21 protein-coding genes and 1 pseudogene are annotated in these 20,258 nt (G+C 59.5%); 12 read left to right on the forward strand and 10 right to left on the reverse strand.

All coding sequences use genetic code 11. From position 1 onward, the window contains the following. Nucleotides 1-97 precede the first annotated feature (97 nt). Nucleotides 98-1,036: an aspartyl/asparaginyl beta-hydroxylase domain-containing protein gene (locus H8S56_RS04855; protein ID WP_187518031.1), complete on the reverse strand. Its 939-nt coding sequence runs from the start codon at nt 1,034-1,036 to the stop codon at nt 98-100. A 166-nt stretch (nt 1,037-1,202) separates the two neighbouring features. Beyond that, on the reverse strand, nt 1,203-2,177 hold the full coding sequence (cysK, locus tag H8S56_RS04860; RefSeq protein WP_024686298.1) for a cysteine synthase A: 975 nt from the start codon (nt 2,175-2,177) through the stop codon (nt 1,203-1,205). A 123-nt stretch (nt 2,178-2,300) separates the two neighbouring features. On the opposite strand from cysK, the gene H8S56_RS04865 reads away from it, so the two are divergent. From H8S56_RS04865 to H8S56_RS04880, 4 genes are all read left to right on the forward strand, one after another. Next, nucleotides 2,301-3,371 carry an AsmA family protein gene (locus H8S56_RS04865; protein WP_187518032.1) on the forward strand — a complete coding sequence of 357 codons (1,071 nt, stop codon included), beginning with the start codon at nt 2,301-2,303 and terminating at the stop codon, nt 3,369-3,371. A 162-nt stretch (nt 3,372-3,533) separates the two neighbouring features. Beyond that, nucleotides 3,534-4,379: an AAA family ATPase gene (locus H8S56_RS04870; protein WP_024686296.1), complete on the forward strand. Its 846-nt coding sequence runs from the start codon at nt 3,534-3,536 to the stop codon at nt 4,377-4,379. A gap of 39 nt (nt 4,380-4,418) precedes the next feature. Further along, complete coding sequence (locus tag H8S56_RS04875; RefSeq protein ID WP_187518033.1) at nt 4,419-5,597, forward strand: vWA domain-containing protein; 1,179 nt, start codon at nt 4,419-4,421, stop codon at nt 5,595-5,597. Between the two features lie 242 nt (nt 5,598-5,839). Then, a complete protein-coding gene (locus H8S56_RS04880) occupies nt 5,840-6,562 on the forward strand; it encodes a WbqC family protein (RefSeq protein ID WP_187518034.1) in 723 nt (240 codons plus the stop codon). Nucleotides 6,563-6,619: 57 nt separating this feature from the next. Here H8S56_RS04880 and H8S56_RS04885 read toward each other — a convergent pair whose 3' ends face one another. Genes H8S56_RS04885 through H8S56_RS04900 form a run of 4 tightly spaced genes read right to left on the reverse strand, consistent with a single transcriptional unit; the run spans nt 6,620 to nt 9,309 of the window. After that, complete coding sequence (locus tag H8S56_RS04885; protein WP_187518035.1) at nt 6,620-7,372, reverse strand: 5-oxoprolinase subunit PxpA; 753 nt, start codon at nt 7,370-7,372, stop codon at nt 6,620-6,622. Nucleotides 7,373-7,412: 40 nt separating this feature from the next. Further along, nucleotides 7,413-7,937 (reverse strand): DUF2937 family protein, encoded by a 525-nt coding sequence (locus H8S56_RS04890; protein WP_024686292.1) that lies wholly within the window; start codon nt 7,935-7,937, stop codon nt 7,413-7,415. 41 nt (nt 7,938-7,978) lie between these two features. Beyond that, nucleotides 7,979-8,767 carry a class II glutamine amidotransferase gene (locus tag H8S56_RS04895; protein ID WP_024686291.1) on the reverse strand — a complete coding sequence of 263 codons (789 nt, stop codon included), beginning with the start codon at nt 8,765-8,767 and terminating at the stop codon, nt 7,979-7,981. A gap of 59 nt (nt 8,768-8,826) precedes the next feature. Further along, nucleotides 8,827-9,309 carry an MFS transporter gene (locus H8S56_RS04900; RefSeq protein WP_187518036.1) on the reverse strand — a complete coding sequence of 161 codons (483 nt, stop codon included), beginning with the start codon at nt 9,307-9,309 and terminating at the stop codon, nt 8,827-8,829. Between the two features lie 146 nt (nt 9,310-9,455). On the opposite strand from H8S56_RS04900, the pseudogene H8S56_RS04905 reads away from it, so the two are divergent. From H8S56_RS04905 to H8S56_RS04935, 7 genes and pseudogenes are all read left to right on the forward strand, one after another. Next, nucleotides 9,456-11,503: pseudogene (locus tag H8S56_RS04905) on the forward strand (S9 family peptidase). A gap of 82 nt (nt 11,504-11,585) precedes the next feature. Further along, on the forward strand, nt 11,586-12,062 hold the full coding sequence (locus H8S56_RS04910) for a cyclic nucleotide-binding domain-containing protein (RefSeq protein WP_024686288.1): 477 nt from the start codon (nt 11,586-11,588) through the stop codon (nt 12,060-12,062). A gap of 65 nt (nt 12,063-12,127) precedes the next feature. Then, entirely contained in the window at nt 12,128-12,502 is a 375-nt protein-coding gene (locus H8S56_RS04915) for a YajD family HNH nuclease (RefSeq protein ID WP_024686287.1), read from the forward strand. 185 nt (nt 12,503-12,687) lie between these two features. Continuing rightward, on the forward strand, nt 12,688-14,427 hold the full coding sequence (locus H8S56_RS04920) for a copper resistance system multicopper oxidase (protein ID WP_187518038.1): 1,740 nt from the start codon (nt 12,688-12,690) through the stop codon (nt 14,425-14,427). After that, complete coding sequence (locus H8S56_RS04925) at nt 14,424-15,332, forward strand: copper resistance protein B (protein WP_187518039.1); 909 nt, start codon at nt 14,424-14,426, stop codon at nt 15,330-15,332. Before H8S56_RS04920 ends, H8S56_RS04925 begins: the two co-directional genes overlap by 4 nt. Before the next feature lie 49 nt (nt 15,333-15,381). Further along, nucleotides 15,382-15,882 (forward strand): RNA methyltransferase, encoded by a 501-nt coding sequence (locus tag H8S56_RS04930; RefSeq protein WP_024686284.1) that lies wholly within the window; start codon nt 15,382-15,384, stop codon nt 15,880-15,882. A gap of 77 nt (nt 15,883-15,959) precedes the next feature. Then, on the forward strand, nt 15,960-16,340 hold the full coding sequence (locus H8S56_RS04935) for a YgaP family membrane protein (protein ID WP_024686283.1): 381 nt from the start codon (nt 15,960-15,962) through the stop codon (nt 16,338-16,340). Between the two features lie 4 nt (nt 16,341-16,344). On the opposite strand, the gene H8S56_RS04940 is transcribed toward H8S56_RS04935, so the two are convergent. Next, complete coding sequence (locus H8S56_RS04940; RefSeq protein ID WP_024686282.1) at nt 16,345-16,794, reverse strand: YcgN family cysteine cluster protein; 450 nt, start codon at nt 16,792-16,794, stop codon at nt 16,345-16,347. A 211-nt stretch (nt 16,795-17,005) separates the two neighbouring features. Here H8S56_RS04940 and H8S56_RS04945 point away from each other — a divergent pair, with 211 nt between their 5' ends. Then, complete coding sequence (locus tag H8S56_RS04945) at nt 17,006-17,599, forward strand: nitroreductase family protein (RefSeq protein WP_024686281.1); 594 nt, start codon at nt 17,006-17,008, stop codon at nt 17,597-17,599. Between the two features lie 140 nt (nt 17,600-17,739). Here H8S56_RS04945 and H8S56_RS04950 read toward each other — a convergent pair whose 3' ends face one another. From H8S56_RS04950 to rnd, 3 genes are all read right to left on the reverse strand, one after another. Further along, nucleotides 17,740-18,672, reverse strand: coding sequence for a D-2-hydroxyacid dehydrogenase (locus H8S56_RS04950; RefSeq protein ID WP_187518040.1), 933 nt, complete (start codon nt 18,670-18,672; stop codon nt 17,740-17,742). A 72-nt stretch (nt 18,673-18,744) separates the two neighbouring features. Further along, nucleotides 18,745-19,038: a YcgL domain-containing protein gene (locus H8S56_RS04955; protein WP_024686279.1), complete on the reverse strand. Its 294-nt coding sequence runs from the start codon at nt 19,036-19,038 to the stop codon at nt 18,745-18,747. Further along, nucleotides 19,035-20,168, reverse strand: a complete 1,134-nt coding sequence (gene rnd, locus H8S56_RS04960; RefSeq protein WP_187518041.1) for a ribonuclease D — start codon at nt 20,166-20,168, stop codon at nt 19,035-19,037. Before rnd ends, H8S56_RS04955 begins: the two co-directional genes overlap by 4 nt. Nucleotides 20,169-20,258: the final 90 nt, after the last annotated feature.

Genomic DNA, 20,258 nt, shown 5'->3' on the forward strand with positions numbered 1-20,258 from the left:
CGATGTCGGCATGGGTTTGGAGCAGCAACGTGGACGGACCTCCACCATGCGCATCAATCTGCAAGCCGTGCCGACATCGATCTAAACAGGCGAGCCTTTAACCAAACAACCAGTAGCCCAGCAGAGTCAGGACCAGTACCGCCAGCACAGGCCGTAAAACGCGGTAGGCCTTGGGGTTGCTGCGCTTGAACTGCTTGACCTTGCCACTGAAACCATCGCTGAAACGCTTGCTGAAAGCATATGCCTGGTTGATGCCGCCGACGCGTTCGTCGTCCAGATTCTGCGGTGCGGTTGCACGGCCCAGAAACGCACTGACGCTGCGGTTCACGCGAGTCATCAGGCGATTGGTCAATGGACGTTCGATGTCACAGAACAGAATCACGCGGGTCTGGGTGGTTTCGTTCTTGACCCAATGCACGTAGGTCTCATCAAACATCACGTCTTCGCCATCGCGCCACGAGTATTCCTTGCCATCGACGAAGATCCGGCAGTCGTCGGAATTGGGCGTGGACAGGCCCAGGTGATAACGCAAGGAACCGGCAAAGGGGTCGCGATGCGGATTGAGGTGGCTGTCGCCCGGCAACAGGGCAAACATCGCGCCTTTGACGTTAGGAATGCTGTTGACCAGCGCAACGGTCTTGGGGCACAACGCCTCGGCCGATGGCAGCGCCTTGTCGTACCACTTCAGGTAGAAACGCTTCCAGCCTTTCTTGAAGAACGAGCCGAAACCGGCGTCGTTGTTCTTTTCGGCGGCGCGAATATAGCCTTCGTCGAACAGGTGCATCGCTTCATCGCGAATGGTTTCCCAGTTGTCCTTGAGCACATCCAGCTCGGGGAACTTGCTGCGGTCCAGGTACGGCTTGGACGGCACACGGGAAAACAGGTACATCAGCGCGTTATAGGGCGCGAACAGCGCCGAATGATTCACGAACTGCCGCAACAATGGCAGTCGCGCCTGGCCGCGCAGGTGCACGTACAGTGTGCTGCCCAGAAAAAGCATCAGAATCAATGCCTTGGCAGCAAATGAAAGGGTCATGAAACTCTCCTTGAAGCGGGCAGACAACGCTGAACGTAACGCGGGTCATGAGGCAATGCAAAGCACCAGAAATGCCCGACGACCCGTGAAGATCGCCCGGCACTCGAAAGGTGGCCATCATAAACCCTTGAACCGCCCGCAAGAAGCGCACGCTGCCGAAGATGTGTTACTGCGACAGCTCCTGGTCAGTGAACAGGTCGCTGAACAGCATGGTCGACAGGTAGCGTTCGCCAGAGTCCGGCAGGACGACAACGATGGTTTTGCCCTGCATTTCCGGTTTCTCTGCCAGACGCACGGCAGCGGCCATCGCCGCGCCGCAGGAAATACCGCAGAGAATGCCTTCCTCCTTCATCAGACGACGGGCCATGGCCTTGGACTCGTCGTCCGTCACCCGCTCAACCCGGTCGATCAGTGAAAGGTCGAGGTTTTTCGGGATGAAGCCTGCACCGATGCCCTGGATCTTGTGGGGATTGGGCTTGATCTCCTCACCGGCCATCGCCTGAGTGATGATCGGCGAGCCATCCGGCTCGACGGCAACCGAAAGAATGGGCTTGCCAGCAGTATGCTTGATGTAGCGCGAGACGCCGGTGATGGTACCGCCAGTGCCTACGCCCGCTACCAGTACGTCGATAGCACCGTCGGTGTCGTTCCAGATTTCAGGGCCGGTGGTCTTTTCATGGATGGCCGGGTTGGCCGGGTTCTCGAACTGGCCTGGCATGAAGTAATTCTCAGGATCGCGAGCGACCAGCGCCTGAGCCTCGGCGATAGCCCCTTTCATCCCCTTGGCAGGCTCGGTGAGCACCAATTCGGCACCTAATGCCTTGAGCACCTTGCGACGTTCTATGCTCATGGAAGCGGGCATGGTCAGCATCAATTTATAACCACGGGCCGCAGCGACGAAGGCCAGCCCGATACCGGTATTGCCCGACGTCGGCTCGACGATGGTCATGCCCGGCTTGAGCTTGCCGCTGCTTTCGGCGTCCCAGATCATGTTGGCACCGATACGGCACTTCACGGAGTAACCCGGATTACGCCCTTCGATCTTGGCCAGAATGGTGACACCACGCGGCGCGATACGATTGATCTGTACCAGCGGCGTATTGCCGATGGAATGGGCGTTATCAGCGTAAATACGGCTCATGGATATGTCCTTGTGCACATCGATAAATAAACAAAGCCTATGCCGCCAGCCGTTGGGCGTCCAGTATCACCGAACCGATGCTGCCGAACGCAGTCAACCCTTCACTGCAACCGGAGACTCGTCATGAAACGTCGCTACAGTTGGCCGCTATGGACGCTGGCCACGCTGGTAGTCCTGCTGATCGGCCTGCACATCGCCCTGCCCTACATGGTGCGCAACTACCTGAACGACAAGCTCGCCGACATGGGCGACTATCGCGGTCAGGTCACTGATGTGGACCTGGCCCTGTGGCGCGGTGCGTACCGGATCAAGGGGCTGAACATCGTCAAGGTCGACGGCAAGGTGCCAGTGCCCTTCGTCAAGGCACCGATCATCGAGCTGGCGGTTAGCTGGCACTCGCTCTGGTACGACCACGCCGTCGTGGCGGAGGTTTTATTTATCGACCCGGAAATCAACTTTGTCGATGGCGGCAACGACAAACAGGCGTCCCAGACCGGTCAGGGCACTGACTGGCGCACCCAGCTGAACAAGCTGTTGCCCATCACCCTCAACGAAGTGCGCATCGGCAACGGGCGTATTACGTTCAACAACTTCAGTTCGACGCCCAAGGTGACCATCGAGGCCGACCGGGTCAACGCCAGTTTCTATAACCTGACCAACGTGGTGGACGTCGAAGGTAATCGCGACGCCAGCTTCGAAGGCAAGGCGCGCCTGCTGGGCCACGCCAGCCTGGAAAGCTCTGCCCGCTTCGATCCGCTCAGCAACTTTCAGGATTTCGACTTCCGCCTGCGCGCCACCGGCATTCAGCTCAGGAAACTCAACGACTTCTCCTCGGCCTACGGCAAGTTCGACTTCAACGCAGGTAACGGCGACCTTGTGATCGAAGCCCAGGCTGATAAGGGCCAGTTGAGCGGCTATATCAAACCGCTGCTGCGCAACGTCGATGTCTTCAACTGGCGTCAGGACGTGCAGGACAAGGACAAAGGCGTGTTTCGTTCGATCTGGGAAGCACTGGTGGGCACCAGCGAAACCGTGCTCAAGAACCAGCGTCAAAACCAGTTCGCAACCCGCGTCGACCTCAGCGGCAGCGTCCGCCAGCAAGACATCAGCGGCTTCCAGGCATTTTTGCAGATTCTGCGTAACGCGTTCGTGCAGGCGTTCAATGCGCGTTACGAGAGCAACAAGGATTCCTGATCCCCTGGCTCACCCCGGTCAAACCGTGACGCCCCATTCAAGAACTGAATGGGGCGTCTGCGTTCACAGGCGTCCGTTACGCACGTTATAGTCGAGGCATGTATGGCCACCATTTCGGCGTGCGGGCGCTGCGCCGCGCATGTCCTGCGAGAGGATTGATTGATGAAGTTTGAAGGCACCCCGGCATACGTCGCCACTGACGATCTGAAGCTTGCGGTCAACGCGGCGATCACTCTGGAGCGTCCGCTGCTGGTCAAGGGCGAGCCGGGCACCGGCAAGACCATGCTCGCCGAGCAACTGGCCGAATCCTTCGGAGCGCGGTTGATCACCTGGCACATCAAGTCGACCACCAAGGCGCATCAGGGACTTTACGAATATGATGCTGTCAGCCGCCTGCGCGACTCGCAGCTGGGCGTGGACAAGGTTCACGATGTGCGCAACTACCTGAAAAAAGGCAAGCTCTGGGAGGCTTTCGAGTCCGAAGAGCGCGTGATCCTGCTGATCGACGAAATCGACAAGGCCGACATAGAATTCCCCAACGACCTGTTGCAGGAACTCGACAAGATGGAGTTCTACGTTTACGAGATCGATGAAACCATCAAGGCGAAACAGCGCCCGATCATCATCATTACCTCCAACAACGAAAAAGAGCTGCCGGACGCGTTCCTGCGTCGCTGCTTCTTCCATTACATCGCCTTCCCGGACCGCGCGACGCTGCAGCGTATCGTTGACGTTCACTACCCGAACATCAAGAAAGACCTGGTCAGCGAAGCGCTGGACGTGTTCTTCGACGTGCGCAAGGTGCCGGGCCTGAAGAAGAAGCCTTCAACGTCCGAGCTGGTGGACTGGCTCAAGCTGCTGATGGCCGACAACATCGGCGAGGCCGTGCTGCGCGAGCGCGATCCCACCAAGGCCATTCCGCCGCTGGCCGGCGCCTTGGTCAAGAACGAGCAGGACGTGCATTTGCTGGAGCGACTGGCGTTCATGAGCCGTCGCGGCAATCGCTGATCCTCTTCATTCACCCTGCCACGAAAAAGGGCGACAGCCATGCTGCTCAACCTGTTCAACGAAATGCGTGCGGCCAAGGTGCCCGTGTCTTTGCGCGAGCTGCTGGACCTGATCAATGCGCTGAAACAGCGGGTCATTTTCGCCGACATTGACGAGTTCTACTTTCTGGCGCGCACGATTCTGGTCAAGGATGAACGCCATTTCGACAAGTTTGACCGGGCATTCGGCGCCTATTTCAATGGCCTGGAAAAGCTCGATGACCACCTGCAGGCGCTGATCCCGGAAGACTGGCTACGCAAGGAGTTCGAGCGCTCGCTGAGCGATGAAGAGCGGGCGCAGATCCAGTCGCTGGGCGGCCTCGACAAGCTGATCGAAGAATTCAAGAAACGCCTGGAAGAACAGAAAGAACGCCATGCCGGTGGCAACAAATGGATCGGCACCGGCGGCACCAGCCCGTTCGGCTCGGGGGGTTATAACCCCGAAGGCATTCGGGTCGGTGACGCAGGCGAGCGCAAGGGCAAGGCCGTCAAGGTCTGGGACCAGCGTGAGTACAAGAACCTGGACGATCAGGTGGAACTGGGCACGCGCAACATCAAGGTCGCCTTGCGGCGCTTGCGCAAATTCGCTCGCCAGGGCGCGGCAGACGAGCTGGACATTGACGGCACCATCGATCACACCGCCCGCGATGCCGGCCTGCTGAACATCCAGATGCGCCCGGAGCGGCGCAACACCATCAAGCTGCTGCTGTTGTTCGACATCGGCGGCTCGATGGACGCCCACGTCAAGGTCTGCGAAGAGCTGTTCTCGGCCTGCAAGACCGAGTTCAAGCACATGGAGTATTTCTACTTCCACAATTTCGTGTACGAGTCGGTGTGGAAGAACAACCTGCGCCGCGGGTCGGAGCGAACCTCGACTCAGGACCTGCTGCATAAATACGGTGCGGACTACAAAGTGATCTTCATCGGCGACGCTTCGATGGCACCGTATGAAATCACCCAGCCCGGCGGCAGTGTCGAGCACTGGAACGAAGAAGCAGGCCATGTGTGGATGCAGCGCTTCATGGCCAAGTTCAAGAAGCTCATCTGGATCAATCCCTACCCGAAAGACACCTGGGGCTACACAACATCGACGCACATCGTGCGCGACCTGGTCGAAGACCAGATGTACCCACTGACCTTGCGCGGCCTGGAGGAAGGCATGCGTTATCTGGCCAAATAAACCATTCCCCCTCTGTACCCAGCCAGTCATCGACTGGCTTTTTTTAAACCGACCAACAGCATGTTCGGTTTGTCACTTCAAACTACGCTCAGGTTTCTGACAACCATTTCAGGCTGTGTAAAAACATAGCGTAATTGTTTTCACGCAGTCTGAATCAGACGGTCATGTGCTGACTGAGTAAGTAGTCCTGCCGTTACTCCATCGTTTTGCCTAAGCAACCGTCGCGACTTCGCGGGTTACTTATGATTGAAACGCTCGGAATCATGCAGCCTTACTTTTTCCCCTATATTGGTTACTTTCAACTCATCGCCGCAGTGGAACGCGGACTGATCTTCGATATCGTCAAATACAAACGCAAAAGCTGGATGAACCGCAACCGTGTGCTGGACGGCTACGGTGGCTGGCAATACATCAAAGTCCCGGTCACCGCCAAAGACGGAACACTGATCAAGGACGCCACGATCATCGATTACACGGCCGCCCACAAACGGATCAGGAACCAGCTGGAGCACTACCGCTGCAAGGCGCCGTACTTCAAGTCCGTGATGCAATTGATCGACCTCACGTTCAACTCGCCGGACACCACGCACATCAGTGACCTGAATACCCGTTCACTGAGCGTTGTGTGTGATTATCTGGGCCTGCCGTTCACGTGGAAGACCTGCTCGGACATGAGGTTTGATCTGCCCGCGATTCAACATGCGGGGCAATGGGCACTGGAAATCTCCACATTAATGGAAGCCCGTCAATACATTAATGCCACGGGCGGACGCGCTATCTATGTCGCCGAGGAGTGGCAGGAACGCGGTATTGAACTGCGCTTTTTGACCCCCTCTTCATTCCGTTATTCCACGGTGCCTGATTCCCACTTTATAGAGAACCTTTCGATCGTGGATATATTGATGTGGAACAGTCCTGATACGGTGCTGGCTTATATACACAATGAAACAAGGGCCGTTATATAACCGGCCCTTTATCATGATTCATCACGGTGTTTCATGCCGTTAACAGTTTGCTGCGGTTCAACTGACTGCCGGCTCGCTCAGAGCCGCCCGAATACGCTGTACAGCTGCAACCGAACTGGCGTTATCGCCATGCACGCACAACGTGTCGGGCGACAGGAACAACTCGCTGCCATCAGAGGCTTGCAGCGGCTCGCCACGGGAAAAACGGATGGCCTGAGCGATGATCAGCTCAGGTTCATGGTGAACGGCACCGGGCAACTGACGGGACACCAGACGCCCCGCGCCATCATAGGCACGGTCAGCGAATGCCTCGAACCACAACTTAATGCCGAACTCATCGGCGATGGCCTGCGCCCCGCTGTTGTCGCGCATGGCCAGCAACATCAGCGGTAACTGATCGTCGTAGCGGGCAATGGCTTCGACCACAGCCCGCAACTGTGCCGGATTGGCCATCATGTCGTTGTACAGCGCGCCGTGCGGCTTGACGTAGCGCACCTCGCCGCCCTGTGCGCGACAGACACCGGCCAGCGCGCCGATCTGGTAATGCAGCAGGTCCTGAATTTCCTGCGGGCTGCAGGCCATCGAGCGGCGACCGAAGCCGACCAGATCCGGATAGGCGGGATGTGCCCCGATCATCACGTCGTGCTTGAGCGCAAGGCCGACGGTCTTGCGCATGACGCTCGGATCGCCTGCGTGAAAACCACAGGCGATATTGGCGCAGTCGATGAAAGGCATGATCTCGGCGTCCAGGCCCATGGTCCAGGCGCCGAAGCTTTCGCCGATATCGCAGTTCAGTAACAGGCTGCCCATGGGCGTGTCTCCAGTGTTAATGGGTGCTCGCCTGACGCGCCTAGCGCCAGTCTCTTTCCAGCTGCGGCTTGCGACGTCCGCCATGAACGACCCAGCCGAGCAACAGCACAACGCTTTCGATCACCAGCGCCAGCAGCAACGCGCTGATGATGCCCCAGGCGATGACCTCAGGTGCCAACAAAACTTGCCACGTGTAGCCATTGAAGGTCTCGCGACGGATGTCCGGATCCGAAGACGTGGCCACGTAGAACGCTCGTGAGTACCACGGCCCTTGCAGGCCCAGCCACTGGCGTTCCAGCACATGGGTACGGGTCAGCAGGGTGTCGATGTTGTCGGCATCACTGCGGAACACCGGATCTTCGCTGCTGCGGTAGTGCTGAATCAGCGCCTGTATATCGCCCTTGAAGAACTGCGCAGCGGTGTTGTTGTAACCCTTGATCGCTTGCTGGGCTTCGATCAGGTGCGCCTCGACACGCTTGCTGTAGTCACTGATGAAGCCGGGCACCTGTACGCCGAACAGCAGGCCTGCGGTGAACAGGACCAATCGCAGATAACTTCGCAGCATGGACATCCCTCTTGCGTTGAATTCCGTTTGAACGCGCGCCTTTATGGCATGACCGCTTCAGTCGAGCCCTTGGCGACACACTCACCCTTGCGCCACAGACTCCACTGGCCCGGCTCATAGGCGTTCCAGTTTTCGTTTGCAGTCAACGGCTCGGTGGCAATGACTGTGACCACATCATGCGGCGTGGTTTCCGCCTGAAAATCGACAATTACGTCAACGTCCTTCAAACGGGCCGGCCCAAACGGCGCGCGCCGGGTGATCTGGACCAGTTTGGTACTGCAAAAGCAGAACAGCCAGTCGCCATCGCTCAGCAGGCAGTTGAACACACCTTTGCTGCGGTACTCGCTGCAGGCCTGAATCAGTGTCGGCAACAATTGTTCAACTTCGACAGGCTCGGGAAAGGCTTCACGCACGCGGTTGAGCAGATCACAGAACGCCGCTTCGCTGTCGGTATCGCCCACGGGACGATAGAACGTGGCGCGCGGGCTGAATTCGGCGAGCTGGCCGTTGTGGGCGAAACACCAGTTGCGACCCCATAACTCACGCACGAAGGGATGAGTATTGGACAGGCAGACCTTGCCGACGTTGGCCTGACGAATATGGCCAATCACGACTTCGCTCTTGATAGGGTAACGCTGCACCAGTTGCGCGACTTCCGACTCGCAACTGGCGGCCGGGTCCTGGAACAGCCGCAGGCCGCGACCTTCGTAAAAGGCGATGCCCCAGCCGTCACGGTGCGGACCGGTTTTGCCACCGCGCTGCATCAGCCCGGTAAAGCTGAATACGATGTCGGTGGGGACATTGGCGCTCATGCCCAGTAGTTCACACATGTTCAGGTTCTCGCTTCAAGACGTTTTCAGGCTGCAAAGCAGGCCGACGAAGCGGGACCCTACAGACGCGGCTCGACCCGGGCGCCCCGCGCAGAAGCGGCCGGTGCCGGCGTCACGGGCTTGCGAGCATAACGCTCGTCACCGGCAAACGGTTCGTCTTCCGTGTCTGCTTCAACAGGCTCGGTGACGGGCTGAGGTTGACGGGCCTTGCGGCTTTTTTCGATCGGCCAGCGGATCAGCACGAACACCAGATAGGCAGCGAACGCAAACATGCCGTACATGGCCAGATCCGAAACGGCAGCCCACACATTGCTGCCGACCTTGAACATCAGGTCCAGCGCAGTAATTGCAACCGCAGGGGCATAGGCGTCCTTGGCGGGATCCACCATGGTCGGGGTGAACAGCAGCACGGCGGCGATGACCCGCAGCGGCTCCTTGAGGTAGCGCCACATCAAGCCGGTCATCAGAAACCATACCAGCAGGCAACCCAACGCAGCAAAAGCGTAGAGGCTCCAGGCGATCAGATAGTCGTTCTCGGTCATGTCGTCCGTGGTAAGGCAGGTAAAGAGGCGCTTATGATAACGGCTTTTCACTGGCCCGGCTTGCATGGGTTGTTCATTCAGTGCAGCGTCTACTCATATTTCATTCTATTGACGCCTTCAAAGAGAGCCCCGCATGTCCTTTTCGAATGCCACCTCCAGCGCCCCCATCGCTCGCAAGGCCGACGGCTCCGATCCCTATGCCTGGCTGCAGAACCGCGACACCGATGAGGTGCTCGACTATCTGAAAGCCGAGAACCAGTATCAGGAAGAGCAACTCGCAGACCAGAGCGCACTGCGTGAAACGCTGTTCCAGGAAATCAAAGGCCGCATTCTGGAAACCGACCTGTCGCTGCCCTCGCCGTGGGGCCCTTACCTGTATTACACCCGCACGACAGAGGGTGACGAGTACGCGCGCCACTACCGCTGCCCGCGTCCGGCGGATGATTCGAACACCGTGGACGAAGGTCGCGAAGAGCTGCTGCTGGACCCTAACGTCCTGGCCGACGGCGGCTTTTTTTCGCTGGGTGCGTTCAGCATCAGCCCTGATCATCAACGTCTGGCCTACAGCCTGGACACCAGTGGCGACGAGGTTTACCAGCTGTACGTCAAGGAACTGAGCACCGGTCAGGTCAGCAGCCTGCCGTTCGAGGATTGCGACGGCAGCATGACCTGGGCCAACGACAGCCAGACGCTGTTCTTCGGCGAGCTGGACGACACCCATCGTCCGCACAAGCTGTACCGCCATAGATTGGGTGACGAGTCCGCCGACCTGGTGTTCAGCGAGCCGGATGGCCGCTTTTTCCTGCACTGTTTCCGCACCAGCTCCGAACGCCAACTGGTGCTGCTGCTCAACAGCAAGACCACCAGCGAAGCCTGGGTGCTGGACGCCGAACATCCAGAGCAGGCCTTCGTCTGTCTGGCGCCCCGCGTCGAAGGCCATGAGTATTTTCCTGATCACGGCCTGCTCGACGGCGTCTGGAACTGGTTCATTCGCAGCAACCAGAGTGGCATCAATTTCGCGCTGTACCACGCACCCGAGAAGGCGAGCGGCGTTGTGACCCGCGATGACTGGCAGACGCTGATCCCGCACAGCGATTCGGTCATGCTCGAAGGCGTCGGCCTCAACGCCAAAGGCCTGAGCCTGAGTCTGCGCGAAGGCGGCCTGCCGATTATCGAAATCCGCCCTCAAGACCTGCCCGCCTATCGCGTGCAATTGCCTGATGCGGCATACAGCCTGTATGTGCAGGACTCACTGGAGTTCGACAGCCCGCGCATCCGCCTGCGTTATCAGTCGCTGAACCGCCCGCCTCAGGTCCGTCAGCTGGAACTGGCGACCGGCGAGCAAGTGGTGCTCAAGGAAACGCCAGTACTCGGCACCTTCGATGCCGACGCCTATGTCAGCAAGCGTCTCTGGGCAACGGCTGCCGACGGAACGCAGGTACCGATCAGTCTGGTGGTCAAACGCGAGCTGGCCGGTCAGGCGACGCCGCTGTATCTCTATGGTTATGGCGCCTACGGGGAAAGCCTGGACCCGTGGTTTTCCCACGCACGCCTGAGCCTGCTGAACCGTGGTGTGGCGTTTGCCATTGCGCATGTGCGTGGCGGCGGCGAGCTGGGCGAAGCCTGGTATCGCAACGGCAAGCAGGAACACAAACAGAACACCTTCGGCGATTTCATTGCCTGCGCCGAGCACCTGATTGCCGAAGGGCTGACCCGTTCCGAGCAACTGGTGATCAGCGGCGGCAGCGCAGGCGGCCTGTTGATGGGCGCGGTGCTCAACCAACGCCCGGAGCTGTTCAAGGCGGCGATTGCCGAAGTGCCGTTCGTGGATGTGCTCAATACCATGCTCGATCCCGAATTGCCGCTGACGGTGACCGAGTATGACGAATGGGGCAATCCCCAGGAGCCTGAAGTCTACGAGCGCATCAAGGCTTATGCGCCCTATGAAAATGTCAGCGCTCAAACCTACCCGGCCATGCTGGTGATCGCCGGTTACAACGACAGCCGGGTGCAGTACTGGGAGGCCGCCAAGTGGGTCGCGAAGTTGCGCGCCACGAAGACCGACGACAATCTTTTGCTGCTCAAGACCGAACTGGGTGCCGGACACGGCGGCATGAGTGGACGCTATCAAGGTCTGCGCGACGTGGCGCTGGAGTATGGGTTCATCTTCAAGGTATTGAAGATGGGCGAATGAACTTGGCGCTAAACGCCTGTCTTACTAGCATCGGGAGCAAGGATCTGCTCCCCTCTCCAACGCCTGATCACAAGACCGAACCATGTCAGAACAACTGTCCAACCTGAACAACGCCATACGCGACATGCTGCTGGACTGCGGCCTGTTCGATACCCTGCTGCCGGGCGATTTCCTGGCGGTGGCCGGTTACTTCAGCATCACCGACATCGAAAAGGGTGAAGCCGTGTTCGCCGAAGGCGATGCCGGGACCTTCATGTGCATCATCCATCAGGGCACCGTGTCCGTGCAGAAGCTCAACAGCGAAGGCCAGCAGGTCGAGATCGCCACCCTTCGCCGTGGCCGGGCTTTTGGCGAAATGGCGGTACTGGACGGCGAGCGTCGTTCGGCCAGTTGCATCGCGGCGACCCATTGCCAGTTGCTGAACCTGGGCCGCGACTCGCTGGACAAGATGCTTGAGGATGCGCCAAAGATCGCGGCCAAGATCATCCGCGCGCTGGCCATTTCCCTGTCGCGACGCCTGCGCATGGTCGACGGACAACTGCTCTCGCAGCAGGTGTGAGTTTGTTCATCTGGCGCTAAACTGCCGACATTCCGCTTTTAATGCGCACACGAACAGGTGACACCATGAGCACGGCCAATCCTCCTTCCAACACTGCCAAGCTGGACCGCATTCTGGCCGACGCCCAGCGCGACCGTGAAATGGGTTACCGCGACAAGGCCCTGCGCATGTACCCGCACGTCTGCGGCCGCTGTGCCCGCGAGTTCGCCGGCAAGCGCCTGAGCGAGCTGACCGTGCACCACCGCGATCACAACCACGACAACAACCCGCAGGACGGCTCCAACTGGGAACTGCTCTGCCTGTATTGCCACGACAACGAACACTCGCGCTACACCGACCAGCAATATTTCTCCGACAGCTCCCTGAGCTCACCGAAAGCCTCCAAGGCCACTCACAACCCGTTCGCCGCCCTGGCAGGGTTGATGAAGAAGGATGAGTGACGGGATCGCCCTGCGGAATACGAAATCTTTGTATGACGCCCCGCACAGTAATACTGCGGCGTCCGTATTTGGCGTGGCGCAACCTGACTGAAATGTAATCCCCCGCCCTTGCGCGTTGTGGCATCTTCCCGTCAAACCCGCAGACCGTATGGTCTGCGACGAACCGACTGACCGGATCCGCCATCATGCTTCCCAGAACATCAAGACGAACCTTCGTGAAAGGACTGGCCGCAGGCGGGCTGCTCGGCGGGCTGGGGCTTTGGCGCAGTCCGGTCTGGGCTGCGCCGCGTCCGGGGCAATTACTGGAATTGTCGGGCACGGAGTTCGACCTGTTCATCGGCGAAACACCCGTCAATATCACCGGCAGCCAACGTACGGCCATGACCGTCAACGGCGGCCTCCCCGGCCCTCTGCTGCGCTGGAGAGAAGGCGACACCGTTACGTTGCGGGTGAAGAACCGACTCAAGGACACAACGTCCATTCACTGGCACGGCATCCTCCTCCCCGCCAACATGGACGGCGTGCCGGGCCTGAGTTTCGACGGCATTGCACCGAACGGCCTGTATGTCTATCACTTCAAGGTCAGGCAGAACGGCACCTATTGGTATCACAGCCATTCTGGATTTCAGGAACAAGCCGGGGTTTACGGGCCGCTGATCATCGACGCGAAAGACCCCGAGCCGTTCAGCTACGACCGCGAGCATGTCGTCATGCTCACCGACTGGACGGACGAAGACCCGACCCGGTTGATGAAAAAGCTCAAGAAGCAGTCCGACTACTACAACCAGAACAAGCGCACCGTCGGCGATTTCATCAGCGATGTCAGCGACAAGGGCTGGAGCGCGACGGTAGCCGACCGCGCAATGTGGGCGCAGATGAGGATGAATCCGACTGATCTGGCGGATGTCAGCGGCGCGACCTACACCTACCTGATGAACGGCCAGGCACCGGACATGAACTGGACCGGTGCTTTCAAGCCGGGCGAGCGTCTGCGGCTGCGCTTTATCAACGGCTCGTCCATGTCCTACTTCGACGTGCGCATCCCCGGCCTGAAAATGACCGTGGTCGCCAGCGATGGCCTGCATGTCAAACCGGTGACCGTCGATGAGTTTCGCATCGCTGTGGCCGAAACCTTCGATGTGATCGTCGAACCTGCCGATGGGGCCTACACCGTGTTCGCCCAGGCGATGGACCGCAGCGGCTTTGCCCGAGGCACATTGACCAGCGTGCTGGGTCTTAAGGCCGCCGTGCCGCCGTTAGACCCACGTCCTTTGCTGAGCATGGACGACATGGGCATGGATCATGGCGCCATGAAACCTGACGACATGCAGGGGATGGACCACAGCCAGATGGGCCATGACATGCCAGGCATGGACCACAGCGCCATGCCGACACGCACGATGCAATCGCACCCGACCAGCGAGACTGATAACCCGCTGGTCGATATGCAAGCCATGAGCACCTCACCCAAACTCGACGATCCTGGCATCGGCCTGAGAAACAACGGCCGCAAGGTACTGACCTACGCCGACCTGCACAGCACCTTCGAAGACCCGGATGGCCGCGAGCCGAGCCGCACGATCGAGCTGCACCTCACCGGACACATGGAGAAATTCGCCTGGTCATTCGACGGCGTGAAATTCTCGGACGCCCAGCCCCTGAAGCTTCAATATGGCGAACGGGTCCGCGTGGTGCTGGTCAACGACACGATGATGACTCACCCAATCCATCTGCATGGCATGTGGAGTGATCTGGAAGACGAGAACGGCACCTTCAAAGTGCGCAAACACACCATCGACATGCCGCCGGGCACTAGACGCAGCTACCGTGTAACGGCCGACGCGCTTGGGCGATGGGCGTATCACTGTCATATGCTGTACCACATGGAAATGGGCATGTTTCGCGAAGTGCGGGTGGAAGAATGAAAAAGACTCAAGCATTGCACGCCCTCCTGAACCGCCCTCGCCTGTCCATCGCGCTGTTGAGCCTCACGGTGCTGATGACCGCGAAGGCGACGGCCGCCGACATGGAAGGCATGGACCATGGAATGAGTCACGGGATGGACCACTCCAGCCACGTCATGCCCGACAAGCAGGCGACACAATCAGCGCCCGAGCAGAGCCGGACCCCGATCCCGCCCATCACCGATGCAGACCGGGCAGCGGTGTACACCAGCCATGCGGGCCATCAGGTCCACGATGCTGCGATCAACTCGTTCTTTCTGGCCGAGAAACTGGAATGGCAGAACGCGGACGATGGCAGCGCGCTGGCATGGGATCTTTCCGGCTGGATCGGCGGTGACATCGACAGACTGGTGCTGCGTTCGGAAGGCGAACGCCTGAACGGCAAGACCCATGAGGCCGAAGTGCAGGCGCTTTGGGGTCACGCCGTCAGCCCATGGTGGGACGTGGTCGCCGGTGCCCGTCAGGATTTCAAACCCGGCGCTCCCCAGACCTGGGCGGCGTTTGGCGTGCAAGGCACTGTTATTTCCAGTCTTGAGGTCCAGGCCACCGCTTTTCTCGGCGAAGCCGGACAGACTGGCGCGCGGCTTGAAGGCGATTACGACGTGCTGCTGACCAACCAGTTGATCCTTCAGCCCACCGCCGAAATCAATGCGTATGGCAAGAACGATCCGCAACGCGGCATCGGCTCGGGCCTTTCCAATACCGAATTCGGGCTCAGGCTGCGCTACGAAGTACGCCCTGAGTTTGCGCCCTACATCGGCGTGACCTGGAACCGTACCTATGGCAAAACCGCCGATTACGCGCGCGATGAGGGCGAGGACTCAAGCGAGGCACGTCTGGTGCTCGGTGTGCGCATGTGGTTCTGACGTCCGGCACTCTTGTATAATCGGCGGTTTTCCCCAGAGCACCCTCCTCGTGGCCAACAAACGTTACGCCTGCATCGGTCTTTACAACCCCAAGTCCCCGGAAAACGTCGGCTCGGTCATGCGCGCTGCGGGCTGCTACGGCGTGGCTTCGGTGTTCTATACCGGCAAGCGCTATGAACGCGCGCGTGACTTCATCACCGACACCAAGAAAATCCATCAGGACATCCCGCTGATCGGCATTGAGGACCTCAAGAGCATTCTGCCGCTGGGCTGCATTCCTGTAGCTGTCGAGTTGGTCGAGGGTGCCAGGGCACTGCCTGAGTACACGCACCCGGATCGTGCGCTGTATATCTTCGGTCCCGAAGACGGCTCTCTCGATCAGGACATTCGCGACTGGTGCGAAGACGTGGTTTACATCCCCACCGAGGGCTGCATGAATCTGGCGGCCACGGTTAATGTCGTGCTCTACGACCGCATGGCAAAAGGCATCAATACCCGCTCAGGCCCCCAGTTCGGTCGCGAGAAGGTCGATCCGTCCAGCGAAGCCTGAAGTAAAAGCATTGAACCAGTCTCGCTCGCGGGCAGTCAGTTTCTGTGAACCGACTTACACCACTCTGGAGAGCCACCATGCGCGACACCCCGATTATCGAGCGTATCGACACACCTGATACCTTTCAGCCGCATCCCGATCAGAACGTGCAAGGCTGGGAGCGCATCGGCTCGCTGGCAGGCGGCGTGCTGATGATGGGTAAAGGCGTGCGTCGCGGCGGGTTCCTGGGCCTGATTCAACTGGCCATTGGTGGCGCAGTTCTGGCACGCGGCATCACCGGCCATTGCTCGGCCAAGAGCCTGATGGAAAAAGGTCGCAGCGACCTGCAAAGCGCACGCTCCACCCTCGAACGTGCCGGCGCAGAACTGACCCAGATGAAAGACAACGCTGAAAAAGCCGTGAAGACGGCAGCGGTCAACGGCATCGACGCACTGACCGAGCCCAAGCCCGGCGTCTGATTATTCAGCCCGCGCGAAAGATCAGGTGATCCTCCCAGTCGTCCTCGGCCACGCTCAGCTCACTGAGCATGCGTCCGGACTGGGAGATACGCTCGTGATGCACCGCATCCCGATCACCGCATACCAGATGATGCCAGAGCGGCAAGTCCTTCCCCTCGCTCACCAACCGATAGCCGCAGGTCGGCGGTAACCATTTGAACTCATCTGCCTGACCCGGCGTGAGCTGAATGCAGTCCGGCACCGACGCCCGGCGATTGGGGTAGTCAGAACACTGGCAGGTCTTGAGATCCAGCAACTTGCAGGCGATACGCGTGTAGTAAACGCTATTGTCGTCTTCGTCCTCCAGCTTCTGCAGACAGCATAGCCCGCAGCCGTCGCACAGCGACTCCCACTCGTTGCTGTCGAGCTGGTCGAGGGTCTTGCGGATCCAGAAGGGTTCAACTTTGGCGGCCATGGTTCAGACAACGGTATCGGCTGTGGAAAAGGCCGCCAGTCTAGTAGCACATTGAGTGCGGGCCAAGCACTTGCGACTGCCGGTAGCGAGGCTCTTGTCAGCGGTAAGGCAAAACAGTAGCTTTAGAGCGCTTTCAACGCGTCAACGCGATGCCTGCCGACACCGGCCCATCGAGCCACGCTCCCCTTGCGCTTTTCTTGACAGGATTTCCATGAGCACAAATTCTCGCATCGCAGAACACGCCATCGACCCGCAATTCACCGAGCGCTGGTCGCCACGCGCCTTTACCGGCGAAAGCATTCCCGAGGAAACCCTGCTGAGCTTTTTCGAAGCCGCACGCTGGGCGCCTTCGGCCTACAACTCGCAGCCATGGCGGTTTCTGTACGCCCGTCGCGACACGCCGAACTGGGAGCGTTACCTGGGTCTGCTGAACGAATTCAACCGCAGCTGGGCGCAACATGCCTCGGCACTGGTGATCGTCATTTCCAAGACTACGTTCACCGCGCCAGGCGCGACCGAAGAGGGTCCGGCCCTGTGGCACACGTTCGATACAGGTTCTGCATGGGGTTATCTGGCCCTGCAGGCCAGTCTGAGCGGCTGGCACACTCATGGCATGGCCGGGTTCGATCAGGACCTGACGCGCAAGGAGTTGAATATCCCTGAAGGCTACGCACTGCATGCTGCCGTTGCGGTCGGCAAGCAGGGCGACAAGTCGACACTGCCTGAATACCTGCAGGGCCGCGAAGCGCCAAGCCCGCGCCTGCCGGTCGCGCAGCTGGCAGCCGAGGGCGATTTTTCGCTTTAAAACGTGGGTCGTTTTCTCGCCGCGTCTCGACGCGGCGCTGCCTCGGAGCAAACACCCTTCCACTCAAAGAAGGGTGTTTCTTCAGTCAATCACGCGTTTGAGTGTGAGAGAGCGTGCTCCCGAAGCCTGACTTGAGCCACTCAATAGCCGCGTGAAAAATCCACTTCCCCGCGCAGCGCTTCACCGGCGTTCCAGGCCTTCAGGTTCTCAACGAACAATTCAGTCATGGCCACTGGCGAGGTCGGGGCAGAGCTGTGCCCGGTCAGCAGCAAACCGTAGGCCGTCCAGAAGGGATGGCGCTGCGGCAACGGCTCCTGACGGCAGACGTCAATCACAGCGCCCGCCAGATGCCCTTCCTTCAAGGCTTCGACCAGGTCGGCATCGACCACGGCAGCGCCACGTCCAACGTTGATGAACAACGCCGAGGACTTGAAGCTGGCAAATAGCTTTGCGTCGAACAGATCCTGCGTCTCAGGAGTGTTAGGCAGCAGGTTGATAACGTAATCCATGTCGCCAACCTGATCGTCGATATCGGTCAACGCCGAGACCTTAACGAATGGTGCCTGGGTGCGTGCCGCCGAAGCGACGCCGAACACCTGCACGCCAAACGGCACCAGAAACTCGGCAACCCGTTGACCGATGTCGCCTGCGCCCACAATAAGCGCCTTGCGCCCAGCCAGGCTCTGGCCCGGACGATTGTCCCACTTGCGCTCGACCTGGCTCATCAGACGCGCCAGCACCTCGCGCTCGTGACCGAGCATGTAGGTCAGCACGAACTCCGCCATGACCTGACCAAAAATGCCCACCGCGCGCGTCAGGCGATACTCACGAAACAGGCCATCGACCAGCAGCGGCGTGATGCCTGCCCAAGTGGATTGCAACCATTGGGGCTTGTGACCCTGGCGCAGCAGGTTGGCCATCAGGTCCGGCTGTCCCAGCCAGACCGGACAGTCGCAAGCCATTCGAGACAGCTCGGCGGAGTCGCCGCTGCTCAATACTTCCAGGTCAGGCGCGGCCTTGCGCAGTAGCTGGGTGTATACGGGGTAATCGTGCTCGGCAATCAGGACGCGCATGTTTCAAAAACCTTAAGAACGGGACAGACAACCCACGTCAGGCGTGGGTCGCTTTAAAGCGTGTAGGGTCAATCATATCGGATCGTTGCGGCGCAGCAGCTCTTCGGGCAGATGCTCGATGTACTCGTCTTCGGCAGGCGGCATCTGCAGGTGATAACCCTGGGTGTCGAGATTTTCCAGCACCTTGTGAATGTCCTCGCGCGACAGCGCCCGCTCTGGGCTGAGCACCAGATCGAATGCATGATGCGGTTTGCCGAACGCCACCAGCAGCTCAGGCGGCACACGTTTGAGCACGTCGCTTTTCAGGACGTAGAGGTACATTTCATTTCTTTTCGGGCTGCGATAGATCGAGCAGATACGCTTCAAGGCTGTTCTCCCTGCGTCGCCAGACTGTCTAGCAACGCCTGGCCCATCAATTCGCGACGCCAGCCACGCAGCGAATCGGGCAGTTGATAGGGACCGTCGGGATAACCGCTCTTGAGCAGGGATTCGAGAGTCTTCTTGCGAAGCATCAGTTCCGGTGCCATGTCCAGTTGCTCGGCGTACTGCTGACCGATCATCCTCAGGCGCTTGATGGCACCCGAGGCATCAATGGGCAACGGCTCGGGCAACGCTGGTGGCCACTCTTCAGGCGGCGTGCTGGCGGCGGTCTTGATCAGCTCCAACAGGAATTCACCGTCCTGACGAACCGTGCGCGGGTGCATGTCTTCGACCCGTGCCAGTGCGCCGAGATTGTCAGGCTGGGTCTTGGCCAACGGCCAGAGCGAGTGTTCACGCACGATGCGGTTACGCGGCACGTTGCGGGCACGGGCCTGCACTTCGCGCCATGCGCAGAGCCCACGCAAGACCGCGAGCTGCGCACGGGACAGTTTCCAGGCCAGCTTGGCGTCACGGTAGACCTCGTAAGGGTCGACCTCACGGCGCAGGTTGGCGACCAGTTCAGCGCCGTCTTCCAGCAACCAGGCATATTTTTCATCGGACAGACGCGGACGCAAAATACCGAACAGCTCAGCCAGGTGCACCGCATCTTCAGCGGCATAGCTGATCTGGGTTTCCGACAGCGGGCGCTGCAGCCAGTCAGATCGGGTTTCGCCTTTGGGCAGGTCGATGTTGAGCACCTCCTGCACCAGACGCGAATAGCCCATGGAAAAACCAAGGTTCAGGTAAGCGGCGGCCAACTGAGTGTCGAACAGCGGAACCGGCAGGCTGCCGGTCAGTCGCAGCAGGACTTCAAGGTCTTCGCTGCACGCATGCACGACCTTGATGACCTCGGGGTTTTCAAGCAACGCAGACAGTGGCGTCCAGTCATTGATCAATAACGGGTCAATCAACCAGGCACGTGAGCCGTCGCCGATCTGCAGCAACGCAGCGATCGGGTAAAAAGTGTCGACCCGCATGAACTCGGTGTCGAGCGCAACGAACGGCAGAGACTGCCACTGAGCGCAATGCTGGGCGAGGCTGTCGTCGTCGCGAATCCAGTGAATATCGATGGCCACACGGCTCTCCCTTCAACAATGGCGCGCAGTATATATCGCGACCGGGTGTTATCGCGCATCTGTCGTCCGGGTCTTGAGCATCTTCATACA

It is taken from the genome of Pseudomonas triticifolii, from assembly GCF_014358015.1.
In the GTDB taxonomy this organism is placed as follows: domain Bacteria; phylum Pseudomonadota; class Gammaproteobacteria; order Pseudomonadales; family Pseudomonadaceae; genus Aquipseudomonas; species Aquipseudomonas triticifolii.